Origin of the sequence: Lewinella cohaerens DSM 23179 (genome assembly GCF_000379805.1) — a bacterium.
In the GTDB taxonomy this organism is placed as follows: Bacteria; Bacteroidota; Bacteroidia; order Chitinophagales; family Saprospiraceae; genus Lewinella; species Lewinella cohaerens.
Window position 1 is genome coordinate 99360 of record NZ_KB903532.1, and the last position, 13672, is coordinate 113031.

Below are 13672 nucleotides of genomic sequence, written 5' to 3' on the forward strand. Positions count from 1 at the left end.
TGAATACGCCCTAACCCTTACAAATCCCTGCGCCACAGAAGGCTGCTATCACCATAGCTGAGGAAGCGAAAATCGTGCTCCAAGGCGTAATCGTAAACCTTTTTCCAATCTTCTCCAATAAGGCTGGCCACCAAAAGAAGGAGCGTACTGCGAGGTTGGTGAAAATTGGTAATGAGGCCACTCACCAAACGATTGGGGTAGCCAGGAGCAATGAGAAGCTGGGTATATCCCTCTAATAAATCGGTCTGTGAGTTTTGCAAAAACGCTAACAAAGCCGTGATCGCTTCTGATGCGGAGGGAAGCTCAGCGGCGGAAAGCTGATAAGGCTCCCACTGGCCCACTACAAAACCGTCTTCGATGGTATTGCCTTTAACAAGGCGAACACCCAGCCAGTAAAGGCTCTCCAACGTGCGCATACTCGTAGTGCCCACCGGAATGATCGGCGCCCCCGCGGCGAGAGTATCCGCCAATGCTTGTACCAGCGCCCGCTCCACAAAGATGCTCTCCCGGTGCATATCGTGTTCGCCAAGGCTGTCCGTCGTGACGGGTTTGAAGGTCCCGGCGCCCACGTGCAGGGTCACGAAAGATCGACGAACGCCCTTCTGGTCCAATGCCTGAAAAACCGCTTCTGTGAAGTGCAGCCCCGCCGTTGGTGCTGCTACCGATCCTTCGGGCTGTGCATAGATCGTCTGATAGCGATTCTGATCGGCAGCTTCGCTGTCACGGTTGAGGTAAGGAGGAAGTGGAATAATCCCTCCTGCCACCAAGAGCTCGCCAAAAGAAAGCTTGGGAGCATCCCAGCTAAAAGAAATCCGAAAGGGGCCATCGAGCCAATCACCTCGGCGCGCAGTGAGGGTAACCTCCCCTTGTGGCGTATTGATCTGCTGGCTAATTTCACCCGTTTTCCATTTGCGGTTCCCTCCTACCATACACTTCCATTCTACCGTTTTTTGGCTGGAAAGATTCTGCTGATAGTCCAGCGGACTAAGCGGTTCAAGACACAAAATTTCAAGCGGCCGCCCTGTAGGAAGCACAAAACGCAAACGCGCATGAATGACCCTTGTATTGTTAAAAACCAGCAAACTACCCGAAGGAAGCAGCTCCGGTAATTGATCAAAAACTTGCTCCGTGATCTCCCCCTTTCGGTAAATCAATTGCTTGGAAGCATCCCGCTGCGGCAGGGGGTAACGCGCAATGCGGTCTTCCGGCAAAGGGTAGTCGTAATCGTCTATGTTGATGTGATGCGGCAAAGGGGAAATAGCGTTTCTTATAAAAATACAAAAGTAAGAAAAGAGAATTCTGCGAACAAGCACTTACTCCTTTACCGTACCGCGCAACACACTAACATTGCTATTGAACGGATTGCCAGATGCGCGGCGGAAAGCAACCACTTGCCCAACATGCCAGAGCGCATCAGCCATAGGGCCATTAAGATTATTCCAGAAAGGGAATACGGTCTGGTTTTCGCCACGCTGAAAAATAATATTGAAGCGTTTCATATCCTTAGGCTTACTGTTTTTGAGGCGTTCGCTGGCAGCAGCAAGCAGATTTAAGGTTTTAGTACGCTTCTCCGTGAAAGTCAATTCTTCCCTGGGGCCACCACTGATATTAGGTTGCTCCATAACGGCATTGTATACTACATTGACCAAGCCATAGATATGATCAATTGTTTCTTCGCTAGAGCGCGATTCGGGCGTAGTTCTGTAAGCAAGGTCTTGCTGCCGAAGGCTTTCGGTGGCCCAGTAATAACGAAAAGCCAAGCCGTCTACCATTCGTGCAGCAACGGTACAAGCGTTGTACTTTTCTGGAGCATCGGGGATTTGCCGATAAGGTAAGCTAGGGTCAGATTCCATAATAGCAGGTTCTGTACTGGTAATGTCAACAAACTCGGTACTAAGATAGACATCCTGCCATTCCCCTTTGGCGAAAACACCTACTTTGAAACTATAGGTATGCTCATCTACTTTCTCCCAAGCATCGGTGAGTAAAAAACCGCCGTAATTGTATTGGTAGTAGATGTTGTTTTCTCGTAAACGGATAGTGCCTTCCGTGACAGAACCAAAGATATCGTATTCAGAAAATTGCAGTTTTTCTTCGCTTTTGTTCCAATAGCGGATGCCGTGGTTGCGCTGGCCCCAGACTTTGCTGGTTGGGTCGACAACACCGTCAGTTTGGGCAATAATCGCAGCCTTTTCCAAGTCCCAATGAAAGCGAACCTCCTGCTGAAAAGGGTCGCCATTGGCCCAAGAACCCTCAGCTCGCCAGGTTTTTCCCATCAAGGGAGCAAAGGCGGTCCGTAAGGCTGGTGTCTGATTTTCGACAACTGCCACCACCTGTGGAACCAAGCTAAAATTGAAAGTATAGGTCGATGGCTGGCCGTCTTCCTCTCCTGTAATCGTACGGTTAAATTTATTCCTTTCGGTAAAAGAGTAACGGACCTGGCGGGGATTACCGTAATCAGGATTCTCAAAAAGAATATGGCTGGCCGAAGAAGAAACCGCTTGAAAAATCTTTGGCGTTCCGTCTTTTATAACACTAAACAGCATCCACTTTCCTCCTACTTTCTCAATGCGAGAGGTACTCGCGTAAAGTGTATCTCCCTTTTCCAAATAAATGGCTTGTGATTCAAAAGTAGTCGCATTGATAGCCCGCCAGTTTTCTACAAGCTTACCATTCCAGGCCGGAGAGCTCCACTTTCCGACGAGGAGTTGATCCAGGTCTGGGAAAGGCGCTGTGCTAATGGAGGACGCACTGGCTGATAGCGTCCACGAAAGAAAGAAGGCTAGAAATAAAATCGTTTTACCGTTGTGCATAACTAAGTCGGGGATAATGGTACAAAAGCTAAAGTTACGGAACGTTTTAGAGAGCGTTCGTATAAATACATTAACGCAATTAACCGTATGATCGCACTAGTACGATTGGGACACATTTCGAACAAAACTGGAGTGGAGCCATGGCAATCGCAAGATCGGAAACGTTAGTTAAGTGGTTTCAGAAAAACAACCTTCAACGAAATTATCATTCGTGAACTACTCCTTTATTTGAGTTTTTAGAATAAAATAATGGCTCTGGTTGTCATAAAAACCTAAACACTCAATCTTGCGATTGCCATGGAGTGGAGCCGAAAAAAACTTAATCTCCAACATTATTGCTCATGTTAGTTCCCTAACTAACATGCCATATCCCGCTGGTCCCCTGACCAGCAATCAGCATTAACGCATTTTTACGCTGGTCGGGGGACCAGCAAGACAGGGCATCGTAGTCTAGGGACTACGACGAGCCTACAGTCAAAATACGTAAATGCGCGCCAATCGTATGATCGCACTCTACGGTTGGGACACAGAAAAAGACGCCAACAATCCCTAAAAAAAAGTAACGCTGGCTTGCGCCAGCGTCACGGAATCAGTGGATAGACTCCACTTGAGCTAGTTCATGGGAAAATAGGTCTTTATTTTTCCAGCAATGCTTCGAGCTTTTGCAGGCGAGCTTCCATCGCTTCTAACTGCTGCTGCTGTTGGGTTAACTGTTCTTTTTGCTGCTCAATTACCTGCTGTTGTTCCTGAATAGAGGTGATCGCCAAAACCGTCAATTGGCTGTAATCCACCAGTAGCGTAGATGCTTCACCCGCTTTAGAACTGGTGGTCGTAATCAGCTCTGGAAAGACCGCTTGTAGGTCTTGCGCCAGAAAACCGTGGTACTTACGTTCCAAGTTCGTTTTATAGTTATAATACTTAGGCTGCAGCTCCAACAACCTTGGAAGTACTCCACTTAAAGCACTGATATTGGTCTTCAGGCGAGCATCAGATGTGGGGGAATAGTTGCCACTTGCTTGATCGAAAGAACCACGAGAAGCGTTATTATGATAAAGCGTCATGTTACCACTATTTGCTACGGTACTGCCCACGTAAAATTCCCAGTTTTCTGCCTCGTCGTCACCATTTAAAAGAAGTATTCCGTATGATCCACCACTAGCACTTGTATTTTGTTGCACCCGTAGAGGGTAGCCGCGACTATCGTTAACGCCTGGCGCTATTCCTACATTAAGCTGCCGTGTCCGCATTTCAATTTTTCCTTGGCCAAAGCCATTCGCATCCGTAGCAATGAGGCGTGTACGATCAAAGGTCGTTCCGGCACCAGCAGAAAAACTAATCGCAGGTGTCCCCACTTCTATAGCTCCACCACTGCTATTACCAACAGTAACGGCAGGAATAACCCATCCAGAATTCAAATTGCTACCAATAACCAGCTCTTCGTCAGGGTTAGCATTACCGATACCTACTCTACCGCTTCCGAGAATAGTCATTCGGTCAGCTGCGCCCTGGTCATTTTTGAAATAGAAATTCATTTTACTATCCGCAGCACCACTGGCTCCATCTCTGGATGTTGCAGCGATATGCCATTGTGCATCTTCATGTACGGTATTACCAAAACCTAGACGAGCAAATTCATCCTGCGTTTCTTCTAGCAAAAGATGGGGTTTAGTAACACCAGAATTTTTACGTACTTGTACCCAAGCATCAGCGCCGGATATGTCTCCAACCTGAAACTCACCTGATTCCCGCATTCTGAAGTGCGTCGTAAAATTCGAAGATCCATCTGGCTTGAAGCCATACTGCAGATTAGCTCCGCTGCCAATCGTGCTCATTTGCCACTGATTTCCGTTATCGGGGAAACCTAAATGAAGAGACCCCAAATTAGTTTGTACAAACATATCTCCAGCTACGTGCATTTTCATTTCAGGTTCGTCAACTCCAATGCCTACGTTTCCTACGCCAGTAACTAAGGCTGCTTGGCCGTTAGAGGTCGTATAGAAGAGGCCTCCAACGCCACCACCAAAGCCGTACCCCAAAATACCAGAACCCGTACTGGAGTTGGATACGCCCTGTACACCAGCATAAAAGCTGTTTTCAGAATAGCCATAAACACCGTGGCCATTAAAAGCATGGCCTAAGACCCCCGCCCGATTAGCTGGTAAGGTTTGTCCGCCCGGACTGTTACTACCTGCTATTCCGTAAGATGCGCCTTCGGCATTATGAATATGAAAAGCGGCTCCTGGTGTTTCTGTCTCATCATAATAAGGCAACTCTATCTCGCCGGCAGGGCCTTGCGGGCCGACGGGGCCAACATCACCTTGTGGACCCTGTGGGCCAGGAAGTCCTTGATCGCCTTGTGGACCAGCAGGACCAACATCGCCTTGTAAACCTTGTGGGCCAGGAAGCCCTTGCTCGCCTTGTGGACCAGCAGGACCAACATCGCCTTGCAAACCCTGTGGACCAGGAAGTCCTTGATCGCCTTGCGGGCCAGCAGGACCAACATCACCTTGCAAACCCTGTGGACCAGGAAGTCCTTGATCGCCTTGTGGACCAACAGGACCAACATCGCCTTGCAAACCCTGTGGACCAGGAAGTCCTTGATCGCCTTGCGGGCCAGCAGGACCAATATCGCCTTGTAAACCTTGTGGACCAGGAAGTCCCTGGTCGCCTTGCGGGCCAGCAGGACCAGCATCACCTTGCACACCTTGTGGGCCGGTAGCCCCAATGGGACCAGCGGNCCCCGTATCGCCTGGAATACCTTGCGAGCCTGGTGCTCCCTGTGGGCCTTGAGGACCTTGTATTTGACCAACGTTGGTCCACATCGTACCATCCCAAACGTAGCCATTGCCATCTGCGGAAACAATGTAGAGATCACCTTGGGTGTTTCCTCCTCCTGGAAGATCACCAACTGTTGCTACAGTGCCCTGAATAGAAATCCCTGTGCCATCCTGACCGGCTGGGCCTTGTGGACCTGCAGCTCCCTGTGGGCCAGTGGGACCTTGTGCCCCAACAGGGCCCGAGGGACCTTGTGGACCTTGTTCTCCTTGTGGGCCAGCTGGGCCAGTAGCTCCGACAGGGCCAGCCACCCCCGCAGGGCCAGCCTCGCCTTGTGGGCCTTGAATTGGACCGACGTTGTTCNACATACTACCATCCCAGGCATAACCATCGCCACTGGCGGTCACAATGTAGAGGTCGCCCTGGCTTCCGCCAGCAGGAAGATCGCCAACCGTTGCTACTGTACCGAGAAGGTTGATCCCCGTTCCAGCAGGGCCTTGTGGACCTTGTGGGCCAACGGCCCCTGGGTTACCTTGCGGCCCGGCCGGGCCTGCTTCGCCCTGTGGCCCTTGAGGGCCCGGTGCTCCGGCAGGAATATTAATGGTGTTACCATTACTGATGGACAAGTCGCCACTTATTGCATTAAAGGTAAGCGTCTGGCTATCTGTACCTCCTGCGGTATTAAGCGTAACAGAATTGCCATCTGTGAGCGTCAATACCTGCGTAACGGGATCGTAGATTAAGTTCTGCAATTCATCCGTAGGGTTGCCACCACCGCCATTACCACTTTCGCCAGCATAGATGGCGTAAGGAACAGATAAAAGTTGGCTGGTACCCAAGTTCAGATAGGATGTACCACCAGCTGGATCAATATCAATTTTTAGATAATAAGGATGGTTCGCCCAGTCGACATCAGTCATCAGGCCGCTTAATGCAACACCATCACCAATAGCCAGGTCAAAGACACCCAACGGCGAGGTCGTCACCGTATGGCGTTCGGAATAATCAACCAGTCCACTCACACCATCCCGCACCATACTCACGCGCACGGCGAGGTTGGCACTAGCATAAGGAGAGCCGCCCGCATCGCGAGCAACAGCCTGGAATTTGAATTGCTGAGGGGCTTGTGCCCAAAGGCTGACACTAAAGGCCAGCAGAAAAATGAGTTGAAGTAAATGACGCATATTTTTAGGATTTTAGGGGATTAGTGTTTGATTTTCAGTACACGAAAAGTGCCCTCGCGGCCGGTGTCATCAGCCAAACGGAGCAGATAGGTTCCGGCAGGGTAAGCACCAAGGTTGAGTTCTTGTAAAGATGTCAGAATGGTTTCTTGCCAAAGCAACTGACCATTACTGTTGTAAAGTGCTGCCCTCGTGGGAGACAGGTCTGGTAATGCAATGCGAATGCTTTCGGTAGTTGGGTTTGGATAGATATTGACCTCCCAATTGAGAGGAAGCAATTCTTCGTTTTCTACCAAAAGGTCATAATAGGCTCTGTGAAATCCTTCGCCGAGTTCCAGTCCATTTTGATAACGAGCAACCGCTATTTCACCCACCGTAAAATGGAGGCTACCAAAAAGCAGATTGTCATAATAATCACCGGCGTTACCAATCACGGTACGAGGCATGTCCTGGCCGGTTAAGGAACCCGCACTGGCCAATAAAATGACCAGGCAAGCACCAAGGCCAAAGTTGTGTGTGCTGTGTTTCATCAATAGGGATATTTATGAGTAATGCTAGCGCATCAGCAGCAGGTCGCCCTGCACTTGTTTGCGTTTGCCGTTTTGAAATTCTATTTCTGCGTAATAAACGTAGATACCTATAGGCATAGGCTGCCCATTGCGAGTGCCATTCCAACCAGCTTCCTGCGGGCTACTGGCAACGTATTCATAGACAGCCGCTCCCCAACGATCAAAAATCGCTAAACTGGATATCGCCTTCGCATTACTACCAAGCCCCAGGGTGAAGAAGTCATTATCGCCATCGCCATTAGGCGAAAAAGCGTTGGGTTGATAAACGCGGTAGGGGTTTAGNACCTCAAGTAAGGTATCTATCACCAGGCCGCATCCTTGCTGATTGTTGACAACAACCTGTAATTTTCCGCCTGGTAAAACGAGCCAATGGGTACTAGCACACGTGTCGCAACTCGCTTGCCCACTACCTGACCATTGGTAGGATAAGTCGTTTACGGTGCTGCTAATACTCAGTTGTAGCGTGTCGCCTGCTTCGATTGGCGTATTTGGGATACCATTAAGCGTCGCATCCAACAACGGAGCATCCGCTATGGTTAAGATTTCAGAAAAGGAACAGCCAATGGCATCTTCAAGCAATACCTCGTAGCTGCCGGATGCTAAGTTTGAAAAACTCATTTCAGTTTGGCCAGCACCTCCATTGAGTTGATACTGGTAGGGAGGAACACCTCCGTCAGCAAACAGTATTTCAATAAGCCCGTCTGCTGCATCGGAGCAAGTAAGCGGCTGCGCCATCGCATCAAAAAAGGGATCAGCGATCTGCAATTCCCTTTCCTGCGTATAGCTGCATCCCTGACTATTGGTAAAAGTTACTTCGTAAAGGCCAGGAGAATTAAGCTCAAGGGCTGCCGTAGTTGCTCCTGTACTCCACTGGTAGTTACTAAAACCGGCAGGGGCATTCCAAAGGGTGCTGTTGCCCTGGCAAATAACGGCGTCTCCTGTAATACTACCGGAAGGGATTGACAATACATCAATTTCATAATTGACGATACTATCACAACCAGCGGCGGTCGTATAAGAAAAAGTAATTAAGGTATCTACCGAAAATTCCTGCCCCAAAAATGTATCTCCACTACAGAGGGATTGGCTAAAAAGTTGATCAAAGCTAGGGTTCAGGAAAAGTTGGACTTGTAAAAGCGAATCACAACCACTGTTCCCCGGTAACGGAATGGTATAGTCGCCTGCTTCACTCAGGCTTTGGCCGCCTATTTGCAAGGTATCTCCCTCACAAATGACAGGTGTTTGAAAAACCATCAGCGGGATTTGTACCTGGATAGTCGTAGCCGTCGAAGTAGCACGGCAGCTGGGGTTGAGAAAATTGACCGGGCCATTGGCTACCACCACCCGGTATTGTATATTGGCAAATGGGTTGGCGATGAAAAGTGTAGCGCCGTTTTCATTTGCTAGATCATCCCAGGAGGCACCACCATCAAAGCTACGCTGCCATTGATAGTAAGGTGTCGGGTAAGTCGTAGCCGCTGCGGGAGCTTCAATGGTCACTCCGTCAGGGCAAGCTGTTGTTGTTGTCGGAAGGATTAAATCCGGTGCACAATGGCGCAAACTCAGGTTATCGATTCCTAAATCATTACCAGGCCCGCCAGGGGCATTATTTCGCAAAGTCAGTGTTATAAAGTCAGTCCCCTCCGGTATGGTAATAAAAGTTCGGTAAGTGTACCAGGTTTCATCCTGGGGCACGTCTCCCGTTTGATCAACCACTACGCCATCAATGAGAATATCGACATTAGGCGTAATCCCATCTACACATTCAACACGAAGAAGGTTTAGAACATCTATACTAAACTCATAATTGATCCCATCACATACTTCGAGCGTCCGCTCAAAAAATATACCCGGATCGAAGGTGGCATTGACCACCATGAGGTAACCGTTGGGGTCTGGGCTATTATCGCCTTGGCTGGTCCAGCAGAAGTTAGGATCACCAAAATCGGTTGTGCTGGCAATCGTGTAGAAGCCATCGTCTGGCGGCGGGCTACTCTGATAAGTATAACCAGGAGCCAGCAGTGGGTCATTGGTGAGAAACATTTCCGGGCCGCTACCGAAGTCTCCCCCGGTAATGAGGTTAGTGCCTAAGGTACCCTCACAGCTTTGGCTATACGCCAAAAAGCTTGACAAGGACAAACAAAGCATCAGGAGATAAGGGATAACAGGTGTCATTAAAATTGGATGCATTTGGCCATTGATGCATCCGTTTGAAAAGGCGTTACCTGTTAGGGTATATTTTTTTTGAAGAAAGTTCATTGGTCCTTTATTTTACGGTGAGATGAGCGACGTTTTTCGTCGCTTCCGTAAAAGTCCGGGACTAAAAGGATAAAGAATTGCTCATTTCAGACAGGAGCTTGCTGAATCGGTAGCTTGGGATTATTAGCTCCTACCCAAAACTACTTACACCTACCTTACCAGTACCACTTGTCCCACCGCCAATTCGCCATCCACCAGCAAACGATAAGCGTAGTTACCTCCGGGCAAGCTACCAGGCTCAATCTGAGTTGCGGTGCCATCCGTAATTTCTTGCGACCAAACTTGTCGTCCAGCCATATCAAACAACTCCAGGCGGGCAGGCGCCGCTAAAACCGAAGGAAGGTGCTGGATAAAGAGCACGCGCCCATCACTTCCCACAGAGATCAGGCGCTCTGAAACCTCTTCTTCCGTATCCGAAATCAAAAGATCGGCACGCGCTAGGTTATTGATGGCGATCCCTCGTATTTCTGTAAAATCACCAGCAATGATCAATTCGTCTTGGAAGTCGGCGAGCGCCGTGACCGCACCATTTGCTCTTACAAGTGGCCAATACAAAGAAGCACTTTCCCCAGGTATTTGGATTAAGACAGCAGGCGCTAAGTCTGCTCCTCCTAAATCAAAATTTAACGCCCCATAAAACAGGTAGCGCGACTCATAAAATCCACTTATGATCGGTGGTTCTAAAAGCATCAATGGCTCAACATAATTATTTAGCAGTCCACCTGTGAAGTTAAGTCCATAATTTCCGTTTTCAAGGAGGCCTATCGTCGTATAGTCCACCCCATAATTATGCATAATATCTACTAAAAAATATTCATGAAAAGCATAAGACAATGGAGCTACACTTGCTCCATCCAAAAAAGTGCGATCTCCCAAGTTTACCAAAAGCAAATTACCGGCTAAAGTATCCACTCCTGACAAGAGCAGCCCCTTCCCTCCCGCCAATAAAGAATCTCCCTCTATATCCATGTCCCGAATAATCCCCGTAAACGTAAACTGCTCATTAAATGGCTCCCAAGTATCGCTGGTGGTATTGAAAACAGCTAATTTCTGAATCAGGTCATTGCCGGCCAGACTATCAAAATCGCCGCTGAGGTAACAAAAACCTTGGTGATAAAGCAAATCGGTGAAAGTGCCCTCTGTAATTGGTACTTCCAAAAGGCGTTCCCAACTATCCGAACGATAGCGGGCAAATATTTGCGTTTCAAGCTGTCCGACAGCATCCGAAAAAACACCAATAGCATAGATATCCCCCGAGCCCTCATCAATGGCAATCCTGGAGAAGCCGCCATCCATATCTGCGAAACCCGCCAATGACCTCAATTCGTTTCCGTCCCAAGCGACCAGATGATCGGCAACAAAGTCATCAACCTGAGAAAAGGTCCCAGCCATATACAATTCGTCATTATAGACTTTCATATCTAGAACTTGCCCGCCGGAGACACCTAAATCATTGCCAAAAGGCAGTGCATCAAAGTAAAGCACAGCATAGCCAGGCTGTATCCACGCCAACTCGTCGGCGGTAAAACCATTCGTGGCCGCCCAGGACGGTAATTTCGTATACGCCAATAGCTCTTTTAAATCCGCGAAGTTATTTTCCGTCCTGATCTCGTTCACCAGCTCCTGCTCTCCCGTAGCTTGAAGTAGGTACCCCACCGCACAGGCGGTATTCTTTTCGTCGACAAATACAGGCAAACGGTTTGGTTGATAACTGTTGATGGGAAAGAGGCCGCTGTGCCAATACTGCTGTAGATAATCCAGCACTGTACTGCGCCGGAGTTGCTGTTCGACAGTTAAGTGATTAATTGGACGTGCTCGAAGAATACCTTCAACCAATTGCAGGTGAGTACGAATGCGCTCGTTATCATCCGAAAAACGCACGGAAGTCAGATAATTTACCGGAGAGGTTTCCGTCAGCCACTGCTCATTAATTTCGTAGAGGTGCTCGTAAAGTGGTGCGGTGACTTGCGGCAACAACTTGGCCTTACTTGAGGAAAGTATCTTATCTGCTTTTGACTGAACTTCCTTTTGGGGTAGCGTGGAAGCAAAAGAGGGGAGCAGCGTGGCCGCTATTAAACAATTCGTAATCAGCAAAGTAACAATCAGTAGAGGCGTTTTCATGATACTAGTTTTGGTCTATTATAAAATTAACCAAAGCTAGTATTCTCCACTGGAAAATCAACAGGTATAACGTTTCTCAGACAAAACCCATAAAAACAAGGACAGCCTGGTGCCGTAGTAGCGTTTGCGTAACAAAGCTACTACGGCATAGCCCTAAACCTTAAATCGACGACAACATCTCCTCCGAAAGGTAGCGAAGACGTACAGCCTGATCCGCTTTCTCGAGATTAGCTTTCAGTTCCTCATAGAGTGCTTTTGCCCTAGTAGTGTTACGCGTAGCTTCGGCCGCTTGTAATGCTCCCGCTAAAGCGTGTAAACGTCCCGGGCCTTTGGCAAGCGCATAATCAAATTGAACAAGCGCCTCGGTAGGACGGCCCTGCTCCAGCAACCAGCGGCCATAAAGTTCGTAAGACGGTTGTACAATACGTGGTGGGCCGTAAGAATAGCTGGTAGCCTGCTCCAATTCAACAGCCGCTTTTAGTAGACGCTCTGTTTCGGTTAGGTCGCCTTCTAATTGAGACTGCATTGCTTCCAATTCAAGAGCCAACACATAAGCTTGGTCGATATCCAATTGATTAGGTAAAGCTCTACTCGATCCCGCCGCGCTACACATAGGGGCACCAGAAGCCGTCACCTGATTAGACGCATCTTTGCGTTCTTTGGCCATAGCGGACAAGGTCGTAGCCAGTGCATCCTGGTCCTTTGCGAGATAAGCACGCCAGCCTGTGGTGAAGTGCCGAATGGCACGTACCAATATATTCATGTCTTCCAGACCAGGATTGATCGATTGCACTTCTTCATTGCTCCAATCATTGGTCTCTACCAGGTAGTTAGCTGTTACGGATGCCATATAAGAGCGTGCAGGGCCATTAGGCTCGGTGCTAGTATAACGCTTGAATTCCGTCATTTGCCTACCAGCTTCTTCGTAACGCCCTTGCTGAGTAAGGCCATAAAGCCGCCAGTGGAAAGCGTGATAGCTCCGCGCATTATCATCAAGTTCCTTGTCTTTCATCCGGTCTACACTGGCCTTCCAGGAAGCAATATTTGACTGAATTACCTCCTCCCACATGCCCATAGACACATAGATATGTGAAGGCATGTGCAGCGCATGTGCCGCAGAAGGGGCCACTTTCGAGTAGTTGTTGGCCGCAGGAATAGCCTTCGCCGCGTGAGCAGGGTCATCATAAGCATGAATAAGATAGTGTAGTGCGCCGGGGTGCTGTGGGTTTTCAGCCATCACACCTTGCGCAATACGAGCAGCTTGCTCGTAAGCTTCTTCATCACGACCTACAGGTACCGCCCCTAATAGCGAAAGGGCATAAAAAGCAGCCACCTCCAACTGATCAGGATATTTCTTTTTCATTTTGGCGAGGTGATTAGCATACTGCTGATCGCGCTCTTGCTTGGTGCCTTCCTCTTGATAAAGCAACTCTACCGCAGCCATAAAATCGCGCTCCAGGGGCGTAACGGCAAGTACCAGCCGGTCCTTGGTATTAGGAGCCAATTTAGCCAACGCGGCCTGCCCTTCTTCTGCGGCCAATTGTCGCCAAAGAGGATGGTTATGAGTCATTGCTTCTCCCCAATAAGCCATCACCATGGTAGAATCAGCAGCCTGTGCTTCTTGAAAAGCAGCGCGTGCGTCTTCGTATTCAAAACTGTGCAACAGCAGTAATCCCTTCTTAAAGGCTCCTTGGGCAGCAGCATTACCCGTTACCGGAAGGTTTACTTCGCCTAACTGGACACCATCGACAGGCGCAGGTGCAAGCGCTTCTACTTCCTCATTTTGAGGAGGATCAACACAACTGTAGAGACTAATGGTTACAACAAGAAGTATTAACAGTATTCTCATGACTAGATGGGGATTGTTATTTTTTTGCAAAAAAATGAACTTAAAAATAGGTATAATAGAAACAGCACAAAAATAAGTTGTGCCTAATGTTTTGGCAATACACCT

General features: G+C 48.7%; 7 protein-coding genes. All 7 read right to left on the reverse strand.

The window, feature by feature from the left end; all coding sequences use genetic code 11:
- Window positions 1-17: 17 nt before the first annotated feature.
- Window positions 18-1250, reverse strand: a complete 1233-nt coding sequence (locus A3EU_RS0102585; RefSeq protein ID WP_020534561.1) for an S-adenosylmethionine:tRNA ribosyltransferase-isomerase — start codon at window positions 1248-1250, stop codon at window positions 18-20.
- Window positions 1251-1313: 63 nt separating this feature from the next.
- Complete coding sequence (locus tag A3EU_RS34725; RefSeq protein WP_020534562.1) at window positions 1314-2813, reverse strand: hypothetical protein; 1500 nt, start codon at window positions 2811-2813, stop codon at window positions 1314-1316.
- 635 nt (window positions 2814-3448) lie between these two features.
- Window positions 3449-6772: a tail fiber domain-containing protein gene (locus A3EU_RS32420; protein ID WP_020534563.1), complete on the reverse strand. Its 3324-nt coding sequence runs from the start codon at window positions 6770-6772 to the stop codon at window positions 3449-3451.
- Window positions 6773-6792: 20 nt separating this feature from the next.
- Window positions 6793-7299 carry a T9SS type A sorting domain-containing protein gene (locus A3EU_RS0102600; RefSeq protein ID WP_020534564.1) on the reverse strand — a complete coding sequence of 169 codons (507 nt, stop codon included), beginning with the start codon at window positions 7297-7299 and terminating at the stop codon, window positions 6793-6795.
- A gap of 24 nt (window positions 7300-7323) precedes the next feature.
- A complete protein-coding gene (locus A3EU_RS0102605) occupies window positions 7324-9597 on the reverse strand; it encodes a T9SS type B sorting domain-containing protein (RefSeq protein WP_020534565.1) in 2274 nt (757 codons plus the stop codon).
- A gap of 150 nt (window positions 9598-9747) precedes the next feature.
- Window positions 9748-11718 carry a hypothetical protein gene (locus A3EU_RS0102610; RefSeq protein ID WP_020534566.1) on the reverse strand — a complete coding sequence of 657 codons (1971 nt, stop codon included), beginning with the start codon at window positions 11716-11718 and terminating at the stop codon, window positions 9748-9750.
- A 160-nt stretch (window positions 11719-11878) separates the two neighbouring features.
- Window positions 11879-13567: a hypothetical protein gene (locus A3EU_RS0102615; protein ID WP_020534567.1), complete on the reverse strand. Its 1689-nt coding sequence runs from the start codon at window positions 13565-13567 to the stop codon at window positions 11879-11881.
- Window positions 13568-13672: the final 105 nt, after the last annotated feature.

Coding starts and splice junctions, on each gene's coding strand:
- A3EU_RS0102610 (WP_020534566.1), bottom strand. CDS start 11,718: ATGAAAACGCCTCTACTGATTGTTACTTTGCTGATTACGAATTGTTTA.
- A3EU_RS34725 (WP_020534562.1), bottom strand. CDS start 2,813: ATGCACAACGGTAAAACGATTTTATTTCTAGCCTTCTTTCTTTCGTGG.
- A3EU_RS0102600 (WP_020534564.1), bottom strand. CDS start 7,299: ATGAAACACAGCACACACAACTTTGGCCTTGGTGCTTGCCTGGTCATT.
- A3EU_RS0102615 (WP_020534567.1), bottom strand. CDS start 13,567: ATGAGAATACTGTTAATACTTCTTGTTGTAACCATTAGTCTCTACAGT.